18 protein-coding genes are annotated in these 21251 nt (G+C 75.7%); 12 read left to right on the top strand and 6 right to left on the bottom strand.

Annotation, left to right across the window (positions count from 1 at the left end):
- Nucleotides 1-34: 34 nt before the first annotated feature.
- Nucleotides 35-1519: an NCS2 family permease gene (locus KJP73_RS10175; RefSeq protein ID WP_213282741.1), complete on the bottom strand. Its 1485-nt coding sequence runs from the start codon at nucleotides 1517-1519 to the stop codon at nucleotides 35-37.
- Between the two features lie 182 nt (nucleotides 1520-1701).
- Between KJP73_RS10175 and KJP73_RS10170 the strand changes: the two genes are divergently transcribed.
- The 6 genes from KJP73_RS10170 to KJP73_RS10145 are packed head-to-tail and all read left to right on the top strand — an operon-like array spanning nucleotide 1702 to nucleotide 9300.
- Entirely contained in the window at nucleotides 1702-2931 is a 1230-nt protein-coding gene (locus tag KJP73_RS10170; RefSeq protein ID WP_249669287.1) for a glycosyltransferase family 4 protein, read from the top strand.
- The gene (locus KJP73_RS10165; protein ID WP_213282740.1) at nucleotides 2928-4664 is read left to right on the top strand and encodes a glycosyltransferase family 4 protein; all 1737 of its coding nucleotides are present in this window, start codon (nucleotides 2928-2930) and stop codon (nucleotides 4662-4664) included. Before KJP73_RS10170 ends, KJP73_RS10165 begins: the two co-directional genes overlap by 4 nt.
- A complete protein-coding gene (locus KJP73_RS10160; RefSeq protein ID WP_213282739.1) occupies nucleotides 4661-5605 on the top strand; it encodes an ABC transporter permease in 945 nt (314 codons plus the stop codon). The genes KJP73_RS10165 and KJP73_RS10160 overlap by 4 nt, the downstream gene beginning before the upstream one ends.
- Nucleotides 5592-6530, top strand: coding sequence for an ABC transporter ATP-binding protein (locus KJP73_RS10155; protein ID WP_213282738.1), 939 nt, complete (start codon nucleotides 5592-5594; stop codon nucleotides 6528-6530). Before KJP73_RS10160 ends, KJP73_RS10155 begins: the two co-directional genes overlap by 14 nt.
- The gene (gene wecB, locus KJP73_RS10150; RefSeq protein ID WP_249669286.1) at nucleotides 6527-7705 is read left to right on the top strand and encodes a non-hydrolyzing UDP-N-acetylglucosamine 2-epimerase; all 1179 of its coding nucleotides are present in this window, start codon (nucleotides 6527-6529) and stop codon (nucleotides 7703-7705) included. Before KJP73_RS10155 ends, wecB begins: the two co-directional genes overlap by 4 nt.
- Nucleotides 7702-9300 (top strand): DUF6270 domain-containing protein, encoded by a 1599-nt coding sequence (locus KJP73_RS10145; protein ID WP_213282737.1) that lies wholly within the window; start codon nucleotides 7702-7704, stop codon nucleotides 9298-9300. Before wecB ends, KJP73_RS10145 begins: the two co-directional genes overlap by 4 nt.
- 35 nt (nucleotides 9301-9335) lie before the next feature.
- Here KJP73_RS10145 and KJP73_RS10140 read toward each other — a convergent pair whose 3' ends face one another.
- Both KJP73_RS10140 and KJP73_RS10135 read right to left on the bottom strand, forming a co-directional pair.
- The gene (locus KJP73_RS10140) at nucleotides 9336-11039 is read right to left on the bottom strand and encodes a sensor histidine kinase (protein ID WP_249669284.1); all 1704 of its coding nucleotides are present in this window, start codon (nucleotides 11037-11039) and stop codon (nucleotides 9336-9338) included.
- Complete coding sequence (locus KJP73_RS10135) at nucleotides 11036-12094, bottom strand: PIG-L family deacetylase (protein WP_249669283.1); 1059 nt, start codon at nucleotides 12092-12094, stop codon at nucleotides 11036-11038. Before KJP73_RS10135 ends, KJP73_RS10140 begins: the two co-directional genes overlap by 4 nt.
- Before the next feature lie 212 nt (nucleotides 12095-12306).
- Here KJP73_RS10135 and KJP73_RS10130 point away from each other — a divergent pair, with 212 nt between their 5' ends.
- From KJP73_RS10130 to KJP73_RS10115, 4 genes are all read left to right on the top strand, one after another.
- Complete coding sequence (locus KJP73_RS10130; RefSeq protein ID WP_213282735.1) at nucleotides 12307-12627, top strand: hypothetical protein; 321 nt, start codon at nucleotides 12307-12309, stop codon at nucleotides 12625-12627.
- Between the two features lie 92 nt (nucleotides 12628-12719).
- On the top strand, nucleotides 12720-13058 hold the full coding sequence (locus KJP73_RS10125; protein ID WP_213282734.1) for an STAS domain-containing protein: 339 nt from the start codon (nucleotides 12720-12722) through the stop codon (nucleotides 13056-13058).
- 71 nt (nucleotides 13059-13129) lie between these two features.
- Nucleotides 13130-15526: a transglycosylase domain-containing protein gene (locus KJP73_RS10120; protein ID WP_213282733.1), complete on the top strand. Its 2397-nt coding sequence runs from the start codon at nucleotides 13130-13132 to the stop codon at nucleotides 15524-15526.
- Nucleotides 15527-15636: 110 nt separating this feature from the next.
- Entirely contained in the window at nucleotides 15637-16155 is a 519-nt protein-coding gene (locus KJP73_RS10115; RefSeq protein ID WP_213282732.1) for a hypothetical protein, read from the top strand.
- Between the two features lie 37 nt (nucleotides 16156-16192).
- Here the strand turns inward: KJP73_RS10115 and KJP73_RS10110 are convergent, their stop codons facing one another.
- The gene (locus KJP73_RS10110; RefSeq protein WP_213282731.1) at nucleotides 16193-16357 is read right to left on the bottom strand and encodes a hypothetical protein; all 165 of its coding nucleotides are present in this window, start codon (nucleotides 16355-16357) and stop codon (nucleotides 16193-16195) included.
- A 167-nt stretch (nucleotides 16358-16524) separates the two neighbouring features.
- Between KJP73_RS10110 and KJP73_RS10105 the strand changes: the two genes are divergently transcribed.
- Nucleotides 16525-17106, top strand: a complete 582-nt coding sequence (locus KJP73_RS10105) for a M15 family metallopeptidase (protein WP_213282730.1) — start codon at nucleotides 16525-16527, stop codon at nucleotides 17104-17106.
- A gap of 18 nt (nucleotides 17107-17124) precedes the next feature.
- On the opposite strand, the gene KJP73_RS10100 is transcribed toward KJP73_RS10105, so the two are convergent.
- Together KJP73_RS10100 and KJP73_RS10095 are read right to left on the bottom strand one after the other, a co-directional pair.
- Nucleotides 17125-17592 (bottom strand): ArsR/SmtB family transcription factor, encoded by a 468-nt coding sequence (locus KJP73_RS10100; protein ID WP_213282729.1) that lies wholly within the window; start codon nucleotides 17590-17592, stop codon nucleotides 17125-17127.
- A gap of 110 nt (nucleotides 17593-17702) precedes the next feature.
- Complete coding sequence (locus KJP73_RS10095) at nucleotides 17703-19535, bottom strand: PKD domain-containing protein (protein WP_213282728.1); 1833 nt, start codon at nucleotides 19533-19535, stop codon at nucleotides 17703-17705.
- Between the two features lie 313 nt (nucleotides 19536-19848).
- Here KJP73_RS10095 and KJP73_RS10090 point away from each other — a divergent pair, with 313 nt between their 5' ends.
- Entirely contained in the window at nucleotides 19849-21207 is a 1359-nt protein-coding gene (locus KJP73_RS10090; protein WP_213282727.1) for an APC family permease, read from the top strand.
- Nucleotides 21208-21251: the final 44 nt, after the last annotated feature.

Raw genomic sequence — 21251 nt, 5'->3', positions numbered from 1 at the left:
CGCCGGTGGTGGTCGGGTCGAACCTACCGGCGCGTCAGACGCCCAGCAGGTCCTTGATCGGGCCGATGAGGAAGTACACGACGAACAGCGCGCCGGCGACCCACATCAGCGGGTGCACCTGGCGCAGCTTGCCGAGTGCCAGCTTGATGACGATGAACGAGATGACGCCCGCGCCGATGCCGACCGTGATCGAGTACGAGAACGGCATGAGCACGATGGTGAGGAACGCGGGGACGGCGACCTCGAAGTTCTTCCAGTCGATGCCCGACACCTGCATGACCATGAGGAAGCCGACGACGACCAGCGCCGGGGTGGCGGCCTCGAACGGCACCATGCCGACCAGCGGGGCGAGGAACGTCGCGAGCAGGAACGCCACACCCGTGGTGACGGACGCCAGGCCGGTGCGCGCGCCGTCGCCGACACCGGCGGCCGACTCGACGTAGCTGGTGTTGGAGGAGACGGACGCCGCACCGCCGGCGGCGGCCGCCAGGGAGTCGACGACCAGGATCTGGCGGGTGCGCGGCGGGTTGCCCTTCTCGTCCAGCAGGCCGGCCTCGCCGCCGACGGCGACCATCGTGCCCATCGTGTCGAAGAAGTCGGCGATCATCACCGAGAACACCAGCAGGACGACGGCGACGATGCCGATCTTCTCGATCGACCCGAACAGCGAGAACTGCCCGAGCAGGGAGAAGTCGGGGGTCGCGACGATCGAGTCGGGCAGCGCCGGGACGGCCAGCGACCAGCCACCGGCGTTGTCGGCGGACCGGGCGCCGATCCCCGCGACGGCCTCGACCACGACGGCCAGCACCGTCGACGCGATGATCGCGATGAGGATGGCGCCGTGCACCTTGCGGGCCATGAGGATGATCGCGAGGAACAGGCCGACCACGAAGACCAGCAGCGGCCAGCTGCCGAGCGACCCGCCGATGCCGAGCTCCACGGGCGTCGCCTGGCTGAACGGGATGCGCACGAAGCCGGCGTCGAACAGGCCGATGAACGCGATGAACAGGCCGATGCCGACGCTGATCGCGGTCTTCAGCTCCATGGGCACGGCGCGGAACACGGCCTCGCGGAAGCCGGTGAGCACGAGGACCAGGATGATCAGGCCCTCGAGCACGACGATGCCCATCGCGTCGGCCCACGTCATGTCGGGCAGCGAGGCGATCGAGTACGTCACGACGGCGTTCAGCCCGAGGCCCGCCGCGAGCGCCAGCGGGAAGTTGGCCACCACGCCCATGAGGATCGACATGACGCCTGCGACCAGCGCCGTGGTCGCCGCGATCATCGGGATGTTCGGCTCGGAGCCGCCCCCGAGGAAGCTGCCCGTGCCGTCCTGCACGGTGCCGATGATCAGCGGGTTGAGCACGATGATGTAGCTCATCGTGAAGAAGGTGACGAGGCCGCCCCGGATCTCGGTCCCGACGGTCGACCCGCGCTCGGAGATCTTGAAGAACCGGTCGAGCGCGCTCTTCGGTGCGGCGGGCGCCTGCGCGGACGCCCCCGTGGAGGTGGTGGACATGGGGGGAAGTGTGGCAGAAGGGTGACGGACGTGAACCCTCTGCCCAGATCTGTTACACCCACGAAACACCGTCGCGGGTAGCCGCTCCCCACCACCTACCCATGGGTCGGCGGTCCCACTCAACGCTCCGACGTGCGCACATAGCCTCCCCGGGTCCGTGTCAGCGACCTGTGGAGATCGGGGTGAGGACCGTGCACGTCGTCCTCGTCACGCACCACTACCTGCCGGAGGTGGGCGCCCCCCAGCGTCGCTGGCGCCACCTCGTGGAGCGCTTCGTCGCGGCAGGGAACCGGGTGACCGTCCTCGCGCCACCGCCGCACTACCCGAGCGGCACGGCGGACGGCCTCCGACCGGACGAGCGGCCGCACGCGACCGGAGCCGGGCCGTCCGGGGAGACGATCCACCGCGTCCGGTTCCGTGAGCACGGCACCGGGCTGGTCGGCCGGACGGGCGACCAGCTGGTCGCCGCCCTGCACACCGTCCTCGTCGGTACCCGCCGGCTGCGCGGCCCCGACCGGCCGGACGTCGTCATCGCCACCGCCCCGGGCATCCCGTCGATCGCCGCGGGGCTGGTGCTGTCCTGGACGACACGGTCCCCGCTGGTCGTCGAGATGCGGGACGCGTGGCCGGACCTCATCGCCCCGAGCGGCATCTGGGGCGGTCGCCGGCGCGGGTGGAAGGCGGTGGTCACCCGCGCCGTGCACCGTCTGGTGACGTCCTGCCAACGGCGAGCGGCGGCCGTGGTGACCACGACGGCAGGCTTCGCGGTCGTGCTGCGCGATCGCGGCATGCGGAGGGTCGAGGTGGTCCGCAACGGCGCGGCCCCGGAGGTCGCGCTCCGGCCGCCCCCTCCGCCGCGAGCCGCGCTGCACGTGCTGTACCTGGGGACGACGGGACGCAGCCAGGGGCTCCTCACCGGGGTCCGCGCCGCGGCTCTGCTGGCGGGGCGCGGCGTCGCGGTGCGGCTGCGCGTCGTCGGGTCCGGGCACGAGGACGCGGCGCTCCGCGCGGAGGCGCGCGCACTCGACGCGCCGGTGCGGTTCGTCGGCCGGGTGCCACGACGCGAGGTGGGGTCGCACTACGACTGGGCCGACACCGTCCTGGTCCCGCTGCGCGCGTGGGACCCGTTCGAGTGGACGGTGCCCTCGAAGCTCTACGAGGCGATGGCGGCGGGGCGGCACGTGTCCGCGTCGTTGTCGGGCGAGGCCGCGTACGTCGTCCGCCGGGCCCGGGCCGGCGACGTCGTCCCGCCCGAGGACCCCGGCGCGCTCGCCGACCTGTGGCAGGGGCTCGCGCTCGACCGCTCCCGCCTCGACGTCGGTGAGGACGGCCGCCGCTGGGTGGACCGGCACGCGAACTTCGACCGCCTGGCCGAGCACTACCTCGACCTCCTGCACGAGGTCGCGCGATGAGCCGCGTCGCCGGCGTCCGCGCGCTCCTGCGGAACCTGCCGCTCGCCGGGTCCGCCGCTCGCGGCATGCTGCGCCAGGACCCGCTCCTCCTCGTGGTCCAGGTGTCGCGCCGCCTCCCACGCGGCCTGTCGGCGGCCGCCGCCCGCACCGTGCTCGCCGGCCGGGCCTCCGGCACCCGCGCGGTGGTGGGGCACTGGCTCGCCGGACGCCGGGAGCAGGCCGCGGCGCTGCTCCCGCAGGCCAGGCCCCGTCGGGCCGCCGGGCGACGGCTCCTCGCCGAGCTGGCCGTCGAGCTGGACCGGCCCGACCTGGTGCCGGACCTCCCGGGGGCGACGGCCGCGCGGGCGGCGTGGCGGGCCGGGGACCTGAGCGGGGCCGTCCGGCTGGCGGCGGCCTCGGGCGACCACGTGCTGGTCCGCCGGTACGCGTCCGACTCCGCCACGCTGCGGCCGGGCTTCGCGGTGCCGGCCGGTCCCCCGCCCCGTCGGGCCGCTCCTGCCCGCGGCGGGCCGGTCGCCCTGCACCTCCTGACGAGCTCGCTGCCCCACACGGCGAGCGGCTACGCGCTGCGGTCGCACGCGGTCCTGCGGGCCCAGTCCGCCGCAGGGATCCGGGTCGAGGCAGCGACCCGCCTGGGCTACCCGGTCTCGGTCGGGCGCCTGACCGCCCGGCGCACCGACGTCGTGGACGGCGTCACCTACCGCCGGCTGCTGCCGTCACGGCAGCCGGCGACCGCCGTCCAGCGCTCCGTGCACACGGTGGAGCTGCTCCGTCCCGTCGCGCGCGCGCTCCGCCCGACCGTCCTGCACACCACGACGCCGTACGGCAACGGGCAGGTCGCCGCGGCCCTCGCCTCGGAGCTCGGCGTGCCGTGGGTGTACGAGGTGCGCGGTCTGCTCGAGCAGACCTGGGTGGCCGGCCGTCCGGGGACCGCTCAGCAGGCCGCCGCCGGCGCGAGCGAGCGGTTCACCCTGCTGCGCGCCCAGGAGGCGGCCGTCGCAGCGTCGGCGGACCACGTCGTGACGCTGAGCGAGACGCTGCGGGCCGACCTGGTGCTCCGGGGCGTCGCCGCGTCCCGGATCGCGGTGGTGCCCAACGGTGTGGACGGGCGGCTCCTCACCCTGCCCGACGAGGGACCGGCGGCCACGCGGCGCCGCCTCGGGCTGCCGGGAGAGGGGTTCTGGGTGGGCACGGTGAGCAGCCTGGTCGGGTACGAGGGCCTGGACACGCTGATCGACGCCGTGGCCCTGCTCCGGCGACGAGGTGTCGACGTCCGCGCGTGCGTCGTCGGCGACGGCGTCGCGCGCCCGGAGCTCGAGCGTCACGCCCACGACGCCGGGGTCGGCGGGACGGTCCTGTTCCCCGGCCGCGTCCCCTCCGGCGAGGCACCGCGCTGGCACCAGGCGCTCGACGTCTTCGTGGTCCCGCGACGGGACGTCGAGGTGTGCCGGCGGGTGACGCCGCTGAAGCCGGTGGAGGCCATGGCGCTCGGACGGCCCGTCGTGGCCAGCGACCTGCCGGCCCTCGCGGAGGTGCTGGCGGGTGGCGCGGGACGGCTCGTCCCGGCCGACGAGGCCGTCGCCCTCGCCGACGCGATCGCGGCCCTGCGGGGCGACGAGGCGGTGCGCACCGGGCTGGTCCGGGCGGGGCGCGAGGTCGCCGCGGGCCGGACGTGGGCGCGCAGCGGCCGGCTGTACCGCGACCTCTACGGACGGATCGGGGCGGACGCGTGACGGGGCCCGGTGCCGGGACCACCACCGGCGCGGCGACGCCCTGGCTCCCGGACCCCGCCCCGACGCGCGATGCGTGGACGAGCGGCGCCGGTCCCCTGGTCGAGGTCGTCTCCCCCGAGGCCCTGACGCGGGTGGGGGCGCGCGCCCCGTTGGCCGGCTACGTCGCCCAGCTGTGGGGGCGCCGGTCGTTCCTGTGGGAGGAGGCCCGCGGGAGGGTGATCGGCAGGACGCGCGAGACGGTGCTCGGCCAGGCGTGGCTGGTGGTGCGACCCGTCCTGGACGGCCTCGCCTACTACGTCGTGTTCGGTCTCCTGCTGGGGTCGCGGCGCGGCATCGACAACTACGTGGGGTACCTGGTCGTCGGCACCTTCCTGTTCGCGTTCACGTCGCAGTGCCTCACCTCCAGCACCCGGTCGATCCGGACCGGACGCGCGCTCGTCCGGGCGTTCACCTTCCCCCGTGCGTCCCTGCCGGTGTCCGCGGTGCTCCAGGGCGTCGTGAGCCTCGGTCCCGCGCTGCTCGCGATGCTGCTGCTCGTCGTCGTGCTGCCGGAGCGGGAGCGCTGGGGATGGAGCGCGCTGCTCTTCCCCCTGGTGGTGGCCCTTCAGGCGGTGTTCGTCCTCGGCGCCTCGCTCGTCGTGGCCCGCGTGGGTGCCGTGCTCCCCGACGTCAACCAGCTGATCAGCGTGCTGCTGCGCTTCTGGTTCTACGGCTCGGGCGTCTTCTTCTCGTTCGACGGCGCGGTCTCCCACCCGGTGCTGCTCGCGCTCGTCCACGCCAACCCGATGTTCCTGGTGATCGACGCCGCGCGCGACTGCCTGCTGTACGCCCGGACGCCGGCGTTCTCCACCTGGGCTGCGCTGACCGCGTGGGCGCTCGGGAGCCTCGTCGCGGGGATCACCTTCTTCTGGCACGGGGAGGAGTCGTATGGCCGCGCCTGACCTCGGGGACCTGCCGCCGGTCACGGTCGCGGTGCAGAGCGTCTCGGTCCGCTACCGCACACCGTCCGCCGAGGAGCCTCCGGTGACGCGACGGAGCCACCCGCTCGCCCGCGGCGCGCGGCCGCGCCTCGGACGCCGGCCCACCGTGCTCGTCGACGCGCTCGACGACGTCTCCTTCGTCGCCCGGGCCGGCGAGCAGATCGGCCTGGTGGGCCGGAACGGCAGCGGCAAGAGCACGCTGCTGCGCGTCGTCGCCGGGCTCGAGCTCCCGACCCGTGGCCGGGTGCTGGCCGAGAGCCAGCCGGTGCTCATCGGCACGAACGCCGCCCTCGTCCCCGACCTCTCGGGGCGGCAGAACGCGCGGCTCGGCTGCCTCGCGATGGGCCTCACCCCCGCCCAGGCGGACGCGTCGGTGCCGGACATCGTCGAGCTCGCCGGCATCGGTGCGTCCATCCACCTGCCGATGAGGACGTACTCCTCCGGCATGGCGGCGCGCCTCCGCTTCGCCATCGCGTCGGCGGTGCGCCCGCACATCCTGCTCATCGACGAGGCGCTCGCGACGGGCGACACGGCGTTCCGCCGACGCAGCGAGGAGCGCATGCAGCGGCTGCGCGAGCACGCCGGGACGGTGTTCCTCGTCAGCCACGACGCACGGACGACCGAGACGACGTGCACGCGGGCGATCTGGCTGCACGACGGCCGGCCGGTCCTCGACGGTCCGGCCGCGGACGTCGCCCCGCGGTACCGCCGCTGGGCGTACTGGACGGCGAAGGGCCGACCGGCCACCGCCGCGTCCATCCTCGACGAGGCCCGTGCCGACCACCGCGAGACGCACGTCCACGTCACGGCCACGCCCCGACGGGACGCGCCGCCGCGGCACGCCCGGGCAGGACCCCGCCGGCGGTCACCGGGGGGCACCGCGTGAGGCTCCGCGTCATGGTCGTGTACGGCACCCGGCCCGAGGCGATCAAGGTCGCACCCGTGATCCACGCGCTCGCGCGTCACGCCGTGCTGTCGCCCGTCACGGTGGTCTCCGGGCAGCACCGGGAGATGCTGGACGCGGTGAACGCGGTCTTCGCCATCCGCCCGGACCACGACCTCGACGTCTTCGCCGCGGGGGCACCGCTCGCGAGGATCTTCTCGCGCACGCTCGAGCGGGTCGACGCCCTGCTCGCGAGCGCCGCTCCCGACGCCGTCCTGGTCCAGGGCGACACCTCCACGGCGGCCGCGGCCGCGCTCGCCGCGTTCTACCGCCGGGTCCCCGTCGTGCACCTGGAGGCCGGCTTGCGGACGCACGACCTCACCTCGCCCTTCCCGGAGGAGCTGAACCGCCGGCAGATCACCCAGGTCGCCGGCCTGCACCTCGCCCCGACGGCCGGGAACCGGAGCAACCTCCTGATGGAGGGGGTCCAGCCGGAGGCCGTGGTCGTGACCGGCAACACCGGCATCGACGCCTTGCACCTCGCCCTGGCCGGCCCCGCCCCGGTCGCCGACCCGCGGCTCCGTGAGCCGTCGGGCAGCGGGCGCCGGCTCGTGCTGGTGACCGCTCACCGCCGGGAGAACCTCGGGCCCGGTCTCGAACGGATCGGGCGTGCCGTCCGGCGGCTGGCCCTGCAGTTCGGTGACGTCCGGTTCGTCACGCCGCTGCACCGCAACCCGGCCGTCCGCCGCCCTTTGGAGGCGCACCTCTCGGGCCTGCCCAACGTCGTCCTGACCGACCCGCTGGACTACCTGGACTTCGCGCGCCTGCTCGCTCGCGCGCACCTGGTCCTGTCCGACTCGGGCGGGGTGCAGGAGGAGGCCCCGGGCCTCGGGGTCCCGGTGGTCCTGCTGCGGGACACGACCGAGCGTCCGGAGGGCGTCGACGCCGGCACGGTCCTGCCGGTGGGGACCGACGAGGACCGGATCGTGGAGCAGGCGGCGCGGATCCTCTCCGACCCCGCCGCGCACGCCTCGGTGTCCGGCACGGCGAACCCGTACGGCGACGGGCACGCCGCCGCCCGGGCCGTCCAGGCGGTCGCCTGGTGGTTCGGCAGGGGGCGACGGCCGGACGACTTCGTCCCCGAGGACGCGCGCCCGCGCCGGCTGGAGGCACGATGAGCGAGAAGCGCGTGTTCGTCTACGGGTCCCCGCGCGGGCGGGAGGTCGCCGAGCACCTCGACCCGGCCCGGTTCCACGTGCGGCAGTTCGTGGTGCACCAGTCGCTGCTCAGCGCCTACTCCCGGCCCGTGACCCTCATCCCGCCGCCGGCTCTCCCCTCGCGCTCCGCTCAGCGCGCCGTGCGCGGGGACTTCGACTCGAACCTCGCGGACCTCCTGGAGGCCGTCGCCGGCGGGGTGGACCTCGTGGTCCTGGACCTGCTCCACGAGTGCCTGGGCGTACACCTGCTGCCCGACGGCTCGGTCGTCACGCGGACGCCCGAGCTGCTGTCCGCCGGGGGTGACGACCTGCTGCCCCCGCGCACCCGTCATCTCGAGGTCGGGGACCCGTTCCACCTCGAGCACTGGGCCAGGGCGGCCGACTGGCTCGGGGACGTCCTGCGCAGGACGGTGCCGGCGGCTCGCGTCGTGCTGCTCGACCTACCGCCGACCGGTCACGAGGCCGGCGGTCGCCACGTCCCGGCCGACGTCGTGGACGCCCGTCTGCGCCCGTACGTCGACCGCGCCGCCCGCTCGCTCGGCGCGCACGTCGTCGCGCGACCCTCTCGACCCGGCGGCGCGACGGCGGCGGCCCTCTCCGGGCTCGTCGCGGCGGCAGCTCTCGACGGCGCCTCCGCGCGCCTGCCCCCGGGCCCGCCCGCAGATCCCGCTGCACCCGTCGCTCTCGACCGTGACCTCGTGTGCGCCGCGACCTGGCGCAAGCGCCGCGCCGACGGTTCCAACGTCGTCGAGCCGATCCGGCTGCTCGCGGACGGCAGCGTGTGGGGCCACTCGCACAAGAACGAGGCGACGTGGGCGCTGGAGGACGGCGTCCTGGTCCTGCGCGGCACGGACGGACGGGCCACGACGCGGTTCGACACGGTCACCACCACGGCGGCGGGGCTGCGGCTCGAGGGCGCGTTCCTGCCCCGGCGCGCGGAGCGGATCGTCCACGTGCTGGAGACCGTCGAGCCCGACTGGTCCGCGCGGGAGCGCTCGTCGCGGCTCACGCGCTCCGCGCTCGCCGAGGAGGCCGCGCGGCACGGCTGGGTCATCGGCGACCACACCGTCGGGAAGCCGGCCGTCGAGGGCGCAGGCGCCGCGGCGCTCACCATCGGCAGGTTCACGTCGATCGACCACGACGTCACGCTCGTCCTCGGCCGGCGACGTGCCGACGCGGTCACGTCCTACCCCTTCGCGACCCTGGCGGAGACGTGGCCGAACGCGCGGCTGATCCGCGGTCGTGCGCTCGCGTCAGGCCCGATCACCCTCGGCAACGACGTGTGGATCGGCCACGGGACGACGGTCATGCCAGGGGTCTCCGTGGCGGACGGCGCCGTCGTCGCACCCGGCTCGCTGCTGCTCCACGACGTCGAGCCGTACGCCGTGGTCGCCGGTGCACCGGCACGGCGGGTCAGCCAGCGGTTCACCGACCGGCAGATCGCCGGGCTCCTGGCGGTGCAGTGGTGGCACTGGGACGACGAGCAGGTCGACCAGCTGCTGCCGCTCATGTTCGAGGACGTCGACCTCTTCCTGGACGCGGCACTCCGCCCCTGAGCACCCGTCCCCGGTGGGGCCGGGTGGTGGGACCGTCAGACCGCGCGGCGCCGCGGCAGCACCGCCGTGAACGTCGCGCCCTCCCCCTCGACGCTCGCGACCTCCATCGCCCCGCCGTGCGCGACGACGATCGACCGCGTGATCGCGAGCCCCAGCCCGACGCCCGGCACGGCGTTCCGGGTGGCGGTCGACGTGCGGAAGAAGCGGCCGAACAGCCGGTCCACCTCGTCGGCGGGGATGCCCAGCCCGGTGTCCGCCACCGCGATGCGCACGTGGTCGACGCCGGAGGTGACGCGCACCGTGACGGAGCCGCCGGCCGGGGTGAGCTTCAGCGCGTTCGAGACGAGGTTGTCGCACACCTGCGCGAGGCGGCCGGGGTCCGCCCGCAGCGGCACGGGCGCGTCGGGCACGTCCAGGTCGAGGCGCACCCCCGCCCGGTCGGCCACAGGCCCGGACGCGACGACCGCAGCCCGCGCGACCTCCGCGACGTCGACGTCCTCGAGTGCGAGCGGGAACCCGCCGGCGTCGACGCGCGCGGTGAGCAGCAGGTCGTCGACGAGTCGCAGCAGCCGGTGCGCGTTCCGCTCGGCGACCTCGACGGACCGCTCCTGGTCGGCGGTCAGCGGATCGTCGCGCAGCAGCTCCAGGTGCCCGAGCATCGCGGAGACGGGGGTGCGCAGCTCGTGGGAGATCATCCCCGTGAACTGCTCCTGCAGCCGGGCTGCCTCGTGCACCCGGCTGGCGTCGGTCGCGACGAACAGGTAGCCGACGGGCCGGCCGCCCCCGTCCTGCCGGACCGTGACGGAGACCTGGACCGGGACGTGCGACCCGTTCGCGCGCAGCCACGTCCACTCGGTGACGTCCGGCCGGCCGGGTGCGACGCCGGCCACCAGCGCCTCGAACGGCGTGGTGGTGCCGGTGCGCCGCCACTGCTCGTGGAGCTCGGCCGGCAGCACCACCTCGTCGATCCGCACGCGGCCCTGCGCCTGCGCGGGGCTGCGGCCCAGCAGCGCGGCGGCGCCCGGGTTCCACACGTCCACGAGGCCGTCGAGCCCGGTGCCGATGACCGCCTGCTCGGTGACCGCGTCCAGCACGCTGCGGGTGAGCCGGTCGGCGGAGTGCAGCCGGGCGAGGTGCCCGCGCAGCCGCCGCGCGAGCTCGTTGACCGTGAGCGCCGCGAGCGCGTAGACGAACGGGACGAACACCGCGCGCCACGGCGCGAGGGCGTCCGCCTCCCCCGTACCGGCCCCCGGGAGCCACGGCAGCCACGGCAGCAGCAGCGCGAGGCACGACGCCCCCGCGGCGAGCAGCACGGCCCACCGGCCGGGCTCGGCGGCGATCCAGATCAGCGGGAGCACGAGCATCGACCCGAACAGCGAGCCGGAACCGCCCGTGCCGGCGCGCAGCAGGCCGATCGACAGCACGGACAGCAGCGGCACGACCACCGCCCAGCCGTCGCTCGCACCCCACGCGTCCTCGGGGTCGCGGCGGCGTGCGCGGGAGGGCCGCAGCACCGCGAGGACGGCCAGCGCGGTCGCGAGCGCCATCACCGCCGCCGCGGCCAGCACCGTGCGGCCGTCGGTGACCACGGTGTCCGGCGCCACGGCCACGACGACGGCGGCCACCACGGACGCCAGCAGCGTGGGCAGGTGCTTGAGCAGGACGGCGCGGTCGGCCTTCGGTGCCGCACGCCGCCCGCTCGGCGCGCCGGCGGCCGCACCCCGGAGCACGCCGCTCACCGCGACCCCGCCCGGGTGGCGCGGCGGTCGTCCGCCGCGAGCAGCGCGCCGGAGCCGATCCCGCCGGTGTCCCGCACGATCTCCAGCGGCTCGACGGCGTCGCCGGTGCCGTGCCGCGACCAGTACCGGGCGGTCGCGCGCACCATCTCCGGGTCCAGGTAGTCCCGGACGGCGGTCTGGGACGCGAAGCACGCGAGCATCGCGAGCTTGGTCTCGAGCTGCGCGTCGATGGTGACGAACCGGTTGGGCCGGAAGTCGACGGTCGCCGACGGGCTCTCGAAGCAGGCGACGGTGCCGATGCCCCGGGTGGCGACCATCACCGCCTGGTGCACGGCGCGGTGGTCCTGGTGCCGGTCGTGCACGGTGTGCGTGTAGACCACCGTCGGCCGCACCTCGGCCACGACCCGCTCGACGATGCCGACGGTCGGCTCCGCCATCGGGATCTCCGTGTCGGTCAGGTCCTCCAGGAACAGCCGGGCGCCGATCAGCTCCGCCGACGCGAGCGCCTCGCCCTGGCGGTGCTCGACGTCGCCGCCGCGGGCGCCGCGGGACAGGGTCAGCACGACGACCGTGTCCCCGGCCGCCCGGTGCTTCGCGAGGGTCCCGCCGACGCCGATCTCGACGTCGTCCGGGTGCGCACCGACCGCCAGGACGACCGGCCGTGCGGCCTGCACCGCGCGGCGCCGCTCCCCGAGCCGGCGCACGACCTCGACGAGCTGCCCCGCGGGGACCGGCTTGGTGAGCAGCTCGTCCGCCCGCTGCCGCAGCGCGCCCACGGCGTAGTCGACCGACACGTGCGCGGTCATGACGACGACGCCGACGTCCGGCGCCTGCTCCCGCAGCACCCCCGCCAGCTCGAGCCCCGACATGCCGGGCATCTCGATGTCGGTGACGACGACGTCGGGGTCGAAGCGCGCGAGCGTCCCGGCGATGTCCGAGGCGTCGTGCAGGACGACCACCTCGCACCCCGCGCGGCGCTCGAGGACGGTCCCGGTGTAGGTGGCGACGTCGGGGTCGTCGTCCAGCACGACGACCCGCAGCGCGGAGGTGGTCAACGATCTCTCTCTCGGCTCGGGAGGGCGGCGGCACGGGTGCCCGCGCCGGCGGGGACCTCCGGTCGCCTCCGCCATGCTCACCCGGCGGGACGGCGGTGACGAGCCGGACACGCCGGGCCAGGCGTGCCGTGCCCGTGGCGGAATTCACCCGCGCGGCGGCCGTGCGGGACCTGCGGCGGCGCGCATGATGCGGGAACCGGATGGAGGGGGCGATGGCGCACCACCACGACGAGCTGCCGCGGATCACCGCGCTGGACGAGGTGACCATGGCCCGTGCGCGGACGGTGACCGTGCACTCGCCCGACGCGTCGTCCGCGGACGGGGACCTGGTGTGGACGCTGACCATCGCGGACGCCGACGGCGACGCGCTGTGCCGGGACCTGCTCGCCGCCCCCGACTGCCCCACGCCGCTGGGCGAGGTCGTCGCGCCGCACCTGGACCTGGCCGGGCTGCGCGTGTGCGGCCGCTGGCGCACCGACCTGGGCGAGGACCAGCTCCCCCGCCACCGGGTCGACGTGGAGCCCGCCGTCTGACCGCTGGGCGGGCGCGGACGGCGGCCGCGCGTGCGTGTGCATAGGGTTGGGCGTCGCGGGTCCGGGCGGACCGCGCCAGGAGGAGGGCAGACGTGGAGATCGCCGTGCAGCGGATCAGCGGGCCCGCCGTGGTCGTCCGCCCGACCGGCCGGCTCACCGCCGCCGACGCCCCCGAGCTGAAGGCCGTCCTGTCGGACCTCGTCGCCGCGGGCAGCACCCGGGTCGTCGTCGACCTGGAGGCCACCACGTTCCTCGACTCGTCCGGCCTCGGCGCGCTCGTCGCCGGACTGCGCGCGACCCGCACCGCGGGCGGGGACCTGACGATCGCCCGCCCGGGCGGTCAGGTGCTCGACGTCCTGGAGCTGACGACGATGATCCGCGTGCTGCCGGCGCACGAGACCGTCGCCGACGCGTTCGCCGCGCTGTCCTGATCCCGGGCCGCCGCACCGCCCGGTCCCCCGCACCTCTCCCCACGGGCCGTCCGCTGCCCTAGCGTGTGGCCATGGCCGCGTCGCAGCGTCCGAGCGCCGCCCGCCGCATGTCCGTCGTCAAGGCGGTCGCGCTGCTGGTCGCCTTCGTGCTGACCGCGGGCGTCGGCGGCCTGCTGACCGCGGGTCTCGTCCTGCCGACCGTCGCGGTCGCGAACGGCACCACCGACCTCGCGGTCGAGGCGTTCGGCGACCTGCCGACCGAGTTGGAGCGGCAGCCGCTGTCCGAGCGCTCCACCGTGCTCGCCGCGGACGGCACGACCGTGCTGGCGACCTTCTGGGCCGAGAACCGCGAGGTCGTCCCCCTGGCGGAGGTGTCCCAGCCGCTGCGGGACGCCGTCGTGGCCACGGAGGACAAGCGGTTCTACCAGCACGGCGGCATCGACCCGGAGGGGATGCTGCGGGCCCTGGTGCGGAACCTGCAGCACCCGCAGCGCACCGAGGGCGCGTCCACCCTGACCCAGCAGTACATCAAGAACGTGCTGATCGAGAAGGCCGTGCGGGGCGGGGACCTGGTCGCCGCGGACCAGGCGCGGGAGGCGGACGGCGCCCAGGGGTACGCGCGCAAGCTGCGGGAGGCGAAGCTCGCGATCGCCCTCGAGAAGGAGATGACCAAGGACCAGATCCTCGAGGCCTACCTCAACATCGCGCAGTTCGGGGTCAACACCTACGGCGTGCAGGCCGCCTCGCAGCGCTACTTCAGCAAGCCGGCGGCGCAGATCGGCTACCTGGAGGCCGCGACCATCGCGGGGGTGACCCGGAGCCCCACCGCCTACGACCCGGTCCGGAACCCCGAGGTCGCCCAGGAGCGCCGCGACCGGGTGCTGCGGCTGATGCACGAGCAGGGCTACGTCACGTCCGAGGAGCTCGCCGCCGGGCTGGCCACGCCGCTGCCCGCCACCCTGGTCGTGCACGAGCCGAAGGTCGGGTGCATGGCGGCGGGCGACGTGGTGCGGGGCTCCGGGTTCTTCTGCGACTACGTCACCAAGGTGATCCGGAACGACCCCGCGTTCGGCGAGACGCCGGCGGAGCGCGTGGAGCTGCTGTACCGCGGCGGGCTGACGATCACCACGACGCTCGACCCGCGCGAGCAGACCATCGCCGACGAGGAGCTGAAGAACGGCGTGCCCGTGGACGACCCCTCCGGCGTCGCCACCTCGCTCGTGACGGTCGAGCCCGGCACCGGCCGGATCACCTCCATGGCGCAGAACCGGACGTACAACAACACCCAGGAGCACGGCGAGCGCGAGACGGCCGTCAACTACAACACCGACTTCACGTACGGGGGCGGCAGCGGCTTCCCGCCGGGCTCGACGTTCAAGCCGTTCACCCTCGCCCAGTGGCTGAAGGAGGGGCACAGCCTCAGCGAGGTCGTCGACGCCACCCGGTTCTCCTACCGGTTCAGCCAGTTCCCCGCGCCGTGCACCACGCTCGACCCCGGGACGGAGTACCGGTTCTCGAACGCCGAGGGCCCGCGCTCCGGCGGCCGCATGTCGGTGCTCGACGCCACGCGCAACTCCGTGAACTCCGGGTACATCGCCATGGCGTCGCAGCTGGACCTCTGCGGGATCATGGACACCGCCACCGCGCTGGGCATCCACCGGGCGGGCGGCCAGTCCGGGGACGGGCCGTTCGCGCCGCTCCCGGCCAACGTGCTGGGCAGCGACTCGGTGGCCCCCCTCGCGATGGCCGCCGCGTTCGCCGCCTTCGCCGCCGGCGGGACGTACTGCACCCCCGTGGCGATCTCGGCCGTCGTGGACACCGACGGGAACCCGCTGCCCGTGCCCGCCGCGACCTGCACGCCGGGCGCGCTGGAGCCCCGCATCGCGAACGCCGTGAACCACGCCCTGCAGAACGTCTGGAGCGGCACCGCGGCCACGTCGCCCCCGCCGTTCCCGTCCGCCGGCAAGACCGGCACCACCTCGCGGAACGAGCACACGTGGTTCGTCGGCTACACCCCGCTGCGCGCGACCGCGGTCTGGGTCGGGCACGCCGAGCGGATGATCCCGATGCAGCGGGTCGTCATCAACGGCCGGTACATCCGCAACGTGTTCGGGTCCTCGGTGGCGGTACCGGTGTGGAAGGGCTTCATGACCCGCACCGTCGAGGGCCAGGCCGTCCCCGGGTTCGCCCCCGCGGGGCAGGACGAGGTGCTGGGCAAGCAGGTGCCCGTGCCCCGGGTCGTCGGCCGGGACGAGGGCGCCGCGCGCGCCGCCCTGAGCGCCGCCGGGTTCGGGGTGTCCGTCGGGGCACCGGCGCCCTCGGACCTCGCGCCCGGGCTCGTGGTCAGCCAGAGCCTGTCGGGCACCGGGACGATCGGCTCGACGGTCGGGCTCGTGCTGTCGGCCGGCCCGGCACCACCTCCTGCGGCGCCACCCGCCGCACCGCCCCCCGCGCCGCCGGCGCCCTGAGCACCACCGCAGGATGACCGGCCCCTCCACCCCGGGGTGGAGGGGCGGGGCGCGAGGACCGGACCGGGAGCCGATGTGGCGGCCCGTGGCCGGTCCGTAGCGTCGAGGGCATGGACACCACGCCGCTGACCAGTACCCCGTCGGGCACCCCGGAGCGCCGGATGCTCGGCGCGCTGGCCGTCGCGGCGGGGGCCGTGCTGGTCTTGTCGGCGTGCGGCGGGCCGGTCGCGCAGGCCCTCGGCCGGCCGAGCCCCGGCCACGCCGCCACCTACGCCACGGGGGCGGACGCGAAGGGGGCCGGCGCCCTGCCGGAGTGGGTGCCGGACGACGCCACCGACGTGCGCGTCGAGGCGCGCTCCGGCGGGGCGGAGCGCATCGTGTCGCTGCGGGCCACGCTCGCCGACCTGCCCGCCACGTGCGTCCCGGTGACCGCCGAGCAGCCGCTGGGGCCGCGGCCCGTCGACGCGGACCCGGCGGACTACCGGTCGGTGTCCACGCTCCGGGCGCAGTGGTGGCCGGCGGAGGTCGAGCAGCGGTCGACGACGATGTGCGGCGAGTGGTGGGTCGGCGAGCAGGACGGGACGCTGTACGCGTTCACGCCCGAGCGCCGCACGGTCCCGGTGAACTGACCCGCCGGTAGGCCGGCCCGCCGGTCAGGCGACCGGCTCAGGCCGAGATCGCCAGCGGCGCGGGCTCGTCGGGGACCACGACCACGACCGTCTCGCCGGTCTCGTCGTCGACCACGACCACGGCCCGGGCGCCGCAGCCGCACAGCAGCTCGACGCCGTCCGCGTCGTCGAACCAGGTGCACAGGTGCCGTCCACTCCTCATGACCACGACGGTACGCAGGACCACTGACACGTCCAGCTCCTCTTCCCGCGTGTCGCGTCCTGCTCCGGAACCCGCCCCGCGGCCGGCCCCTGGCGCCTCAGGTCCGCTCAGGTCCGCGCCCGGCCCGCCGATGGGACCGCCGAGCACCCGAGAAGGAGCAGCACCCCATGAGCCTCGACGGCATCGGCGCGATCACCCAGCGCATCGCCGCCATCCAGGCGACCCTCGGGTCGCTCGCCCCGGCGTCCCCGGCGGCGACCGCCACGAGCGGTGCCCAGTTCGAGCAGGCGCTGTCCCAGGCGGTCGACGAGACCGCGGGCACGTCCGCGGCGGCGAGCAGCGGCGAGCGGGACGCCGACGGCGTCCCCGTCGAGCTCGCCGCCTACGGCAACGGCAAGATCCCCGCCTCGGCGCTGTCCGAGGTGGAGGGCACGGGCCACCGGCTCTGGGCCCCCGCGGCCGACGCCCTGGAGCGCGCCCGCGCCGACGCGGCGAAGGACGGCGTGACCATCGGCATCACGGACTCGTACCGGTCGTACGAGGCGCAGGTCGACGTCGCGGCCCGCAAGGGCCTGTACTCGCAGGGCGGGCTCGCCGCGGTCCCGGGCACCAGCGACCACGGCTGGGGCATGGCGGTCGACCTCGACCTCGACGACGCCGCGCAGGCCTGGATGCGGGCGAACGGCGGCCGCTACGGCTTCGTCGAGGACACCCCGCGCGAGCCCTGGCACTGGGCCTACGAGGGCTGAGGCGCACGGGGCGCGAGGTCAGCGGGCCGTGTCGGCCCCGTCCTCCGTGCCCGGGCGCACCACGCGCGACCCGAGGTCCCAGGGCTGGAACACCCGCTCGCTCTCGGGACGCACCCGCGGCGCCCGCTCGGTCCGCACCCGCGGCGCCTGCTCGGGCGGCGTCTCCTCGTCGGTGAGCAGCACCTCGTCCAGGCGGCGGTGCCGGAACTCCGCGGCGCGCCGGTGCCGCTCGATCCACATCGTCATGAGGTCGAAGACGTCGACCTCGAGGTGCACCGGGCGGCGCTGCGCGTCGCGCGTGCGGGTCACGAGGCCGGCCGCCTCCAGCACGCGCAGGTGCTTCGACACCGCCTGCACGGTCACGCTGTACGGCGCGGCGAGCTCGCCGACCGTCGCGTCGCCGGCGGCCAGGCGCGCCACGATGTCGCGGCGCAGCGGGTCCGCGAGCGCCGAGAACACCTGGGACAGCGGGTCGTCCGCAGCCACGAGCACCTCCTCAACCGGTCGGTTGCGCCGAGCCTGCCACGGCACGCCGGGGTTGACCAACCGCGCGGTTGCGCGCGCGGCGGCCCACCCCCGGCCGTCGAGACCCGCCGTCAGGGCGCGGTGGTGAGCGTCTGCTCCGGCCCGGTGGTCGTCCCCATGGCGTTTGTCGCGACCACGCGGTACCGGTACGTCGTGCCGGGCGCGAGGCCCGTGAGCGCGACGGTGCCCGCCCGCTCCCAGCTCGCCGCCGGGAACGCCACGTCCGCCGACCGCGTCCCCGTGCCCAGCTCGACCCGCACCGTCGTGGCCAGCAGGTGCGGGTGCACCCGCAGCTGGGCGGTCGCGCTGGTCCGTCCGACGGCGGTGGCCGCGACGGGCCGGACGGTGGGCGGTCCCGGGGTGTCGAAGGTCCGCGCCACCGTGGTGGTGCCCGCCGCGGTCGTGGCGGTGGCCGTCCACCGGTACCGGGTACCCGGCGCCAGGGTGGTGAGGTCGACCCCGACGGCCTGCGCGGACGTGCTCGCCGTCACCGCGCGGTCGACGTGCCCGGCCTCCGCACCCCCGTCGACCGACCACGCGAGGCGCACGGTGCCCGCCAGGCCCTCGGGGTCGACCCACGCGCGCAGGCCGGCCCCGGTCCCGGTGACGCCCTGCTCCGCCGCGGTGACGACCGGCGGGGGCGCCACCGTGACCGTCCGGCTGTCGGTGCCCGTCCGCCCCGCCGCGTCGGTGACCGCGAGGCGGGCCGTGAAGGTCCCGGCGCCGTAGGTGTGCGCGACCGCCCCCGGCGCGCCCGTGCCCGAGCGGGTGCCCCCGTCCCCCAGGTCGAGCGTCCACCGGGCGACGCCGGTGCCGGTGGCGGAGCCGCCGCCGGTGCTCGACGCCAGGTCGAACGTCACCGCGTGCGGCGCGGGCCCGACCGTGCCGGAGGGCCGGAGCGACGCGGTCGGCCTGGCGTTCGCCACCGGGGACGCGACGGCGGCCGCGTAGGCCGTCCGGGCCGAGGCGGAGCCGGCGACCGCCCACGGGCACGTCCCGGTGCCCTCGAACGACGACGCGACGTCCAGCCCCGGCCACTGGCCGAGCCAGTCGACCGCGTCCGTCAGCCACGCGGCGCGGCGCCCCGGGTCGGCGGCGTCCGTCGCGGTGCCGAACTCGGCGAGCACGGGCGTCTTGCCGCGGTCCTGCGCCCACCGGCGGAACGGCCCGGCGACCTCGGCCAGCGAGCGCCACGCCGCGGGTTTGCCCGCCGCGCACCCGTACCAGTTGTAGGCGTCCAGCCCGACGCGGTCGACGACGTCGTCCCCCGGGTAGAAGGCGTCGGCGCCGGCCGTCGACGGTGCGGAGCCGAAGCTGCCCGGGGTCACGACCCACGTCCACCGCACGTCCGGCACGCCCGCGTCCCGGAAGACCTCGACGTAGTGCCGCCAGGCCGCACGGAACTGCGCCGGGGTGCCCCAGCCGTCGGCGATGTCGGCCTCGTGGTGCAGCGTGAGGTACACGGGGACCCCCAGGGCGGCGACCCCCGCGGCCTGCGCGCGGATCTGCGCGTCGACCCGGCCGTCGGCGATGGCCTGCCACGGCACCACCGTCCCGTCGAGCCGCCGCGGCCAGATCGACAGCAGCGGCGTCCGGCCGCGCGCGACGGACGCGACCACCGCCGGGGCGGGCTGCACGTCGTCCCACCGGCTGTACCAGCGGTGGACGTCGAGGCGCCGGCCGATGGCGTCCTCGAAGCCGGCGACGGCGGCGGCCGTGTCGGCGGCGGCGCCCCGGTCCACGTGCGCGCCGAGGCGGAACCCCGGGTCGTCGGTCGTGGCGGCGGCCGCCGGGGCGGTCACCCCGCAGGACAGGACGGACACGACGGTCAGGACGACGGCCAGGACGGCCGTGCGGAGGGGTCGGGCGTGCGCGCGGGCACGCCCGTCGGGACGGACGGACATGGAGGGGCCCCCTGCTGGCGGGCACCCGGCCGGGCGCCCGGTCTGCTGCTGTGCTGGTGCGTGACGTGTGCCGCGTCCGCGGCGGGTGCGGCGGCGCGCCGTCCCGCGTCGTCGTCGCCGTGGGAGGGGGGCCGTCGGTGCCCCGGGGCGCTGGCCCCGGTGTGCGGGCGCCGTGAGCGGCCGCACGTCCACCGATCGTCAACACGCGGCCCGGCGTGAGCCCATCCGCCCCGGGCGTGTGGTCTCGGTCACCCGTCCGGCGGCCCGCCCGCTCGCCGCGCGCGCCCGCGGGCCCGACCCGATAATCGGCCGGGTGACCACGACCGACACCCCCACGGACCGCACCACGCCGCGCCTGCGCCGCGCGGTGACCGGCCCCCTGCTGTTCCTGTTCGTGCTCGGCGACGTGCTGGGCGCCGGCGTCTACGCCCTGGTCGGCGAGCTCGGCGCGGAGGCCGGCGGCGCGATCTGGCTGCCGCTCGTCGTCGCGCTGGGCATGGCGCTGCTGACGGCGTCCTCCTACGCCGAGCTCGTGACGAAGTACCCGCAGGCGGGCGGCTCGGCCGTGTTCGCGCAGCGGGCCTTCGGCAGCCCCCTGGTGTCGTTCCTCGTGGGCTTCTGCATGCTGGCCGCGGGCGTCACGTCGGCCGCGGGCCTCGCGCTGGCGTTCGGCGGCGACTACCTGTCGGTGTTCGTGGACCTGCCGGCGGTGCCGACGGCGCTCGTGTTCCTGGCCCTGGTGGCGCTGCTGAACGCCCGCGGGATCAAGGAGTCGCTGCGCGCCAACCTGGTCATGACGGTGATCGAGCTGAGCGGCCTGGTGCTCGTCGTCGTGCTGGGGGCGATCGTCCTGGGCCGCGGCGACGGCGACCCCGGCCGCGTGCTGGAGCTGCCGGCGGAGACGTCGTGGGCCGCCGCCACGCTCGGGGGCGCGCTGATCGCCTTCTACTCGTTCGTCGGCTTCGAGACCTCCGCGAACATCGCGGAGGAGGTCACCGACGTCCGCCGCGTCTACCCCAAGGCGCTGTTCGGGGCGCTCGTGACGGCCGGCGCGGTCTACCTGCTGGTGGGGCTCGTCGCCCCGGCCGTGGTCGCGCCGCAGGACCTGGCGTCCTCCAGCGGGCCGCTGCTCGAGGTGGTCCGGGCGGCCGGTGGCGTGCCGCTGGAGCTGTTCTCCGTCGTGGCGCTGGTCGCTGTCGCCAACGGGGCCCTGCTGACGATGATCATGGCCAGCCGGCTCACCTACGGCATGGCCGAGGAGGGCCTGCTGCCGCCGGTGCTCGGGCGGGTGCTCCCGGGCCGCCGGACGCCGTGGGTCGCGATCGTCGTCACCACGCTGGTCGCGATGGTGCTGGCGGCGACCGGCGAGCTCGTCGACCTCGCGTCGACCGTCGTGCTCCTGCTGCTGTTCGTGTTCCTCAGCACGAACATCGCGGTGCTGGTGCTGCGCAGGGACCGCGTGGAGCACGACCACTTCCGGGCGTGGACCCCGCTGCCGGTGCTCGCCGTCGTCACCTGCCTGGTGCTGCTCACCCAGCAGGAGGCGCGGCACTGGGCGCTGGCCGGGGTGCTGGTCGCCGTGGGCCTCGTGCTGCACCTGCTGACGCGGCGGTCGTCCCGCCGCGGGGTGTCGAGCGAGCGCCGCGACACCGGGTCCGTCCCCGCGGAATAGATCCGCGCGCTCGCCCGTTGGGGCGCAAGTACATGCAAACGCAT

This window comes from Cellulomonas hominis, from assembly GCF_901521055.1.
GTDB lineage: Bacteria > Actinomycetota > Actinomycetes > Actinomycetales > Cellulomonadaceae > Cellulomonas > Cellulomonas endometrii.
This window is presented reverse-complemented; position numbering and strand designations above follow the sequence as displayed.

Coding starts and splice junctions, on each gene's coding strand:
- KJP73_RS10105 (WP_213282730.1), top strand. CDS start 16,525: ATGAGCCTCGACGGCATCGGCGCGATCACCCAGCGCATCGCCGCCATC.
- KJP73_RS10120 (WP_213282733.1), top strand. CDS start 13,130: ATGGCCGCGTCGCAGCGTCCGAGCGCCGCCCGCCGCATGTCCGTCGTC.
- KJP73_RS10130 (WP_213282735.1), top strand. CDS start 12,307: ATGGCGCACCACCACGACGAGCTGCCGCGGATCACCGCGCTGGACGAG.
- KJP73_RS10155 (WP_213282738.1), top strand. CDS start 5,592: ATGGCCGCGCCTGACCTCGGGGACCTGCCGCCGGTCACGGTCGCGGTG.
- KJP73_RS10145 (WP_213282737.1), top strand. CDS start 7,702: ATGAGCGAGAAGCGCGTGTTCGTCTACGGGTCCCCGCGCGGGCGGGAG.
- KJP73_RS10095 (WP_213282728.1), bottom strand. CDS start 19,535: ATGTCCGTCCGTCCCGACGGGCGTGCCCGCGCGCACGCCCGACCCCTC.
- KJP73_RS10115 (WP_213282732.1), top strand. CDS start 15,637: ATGGACACCACGCCGCTGACCAGTACCCCGTCGGGCACCCCGGAGCGC.
- KJP73_RS10165 (WP_213282740.1), top strand. CDS start 2,928: ATGAGCCGCGTCGCCGGCGTCCGCGCGCTCCTGCGGAACCTGCCGCTC.
- KJP73_RS10110 (WP_213282731.1), bottom strand. CDS start 16,357: ATGAGGAGTGGACGGCACCTGTGCACCTGGTTCGACGACGCGGACGGC.
- KJP73_RS10175 (WP_213282741.1), bottom strand. CDS start 1,519: ATGTCCACCACCTCCACGGGGGCGTCCGCGCAGGCGCCCGCCGCACCG.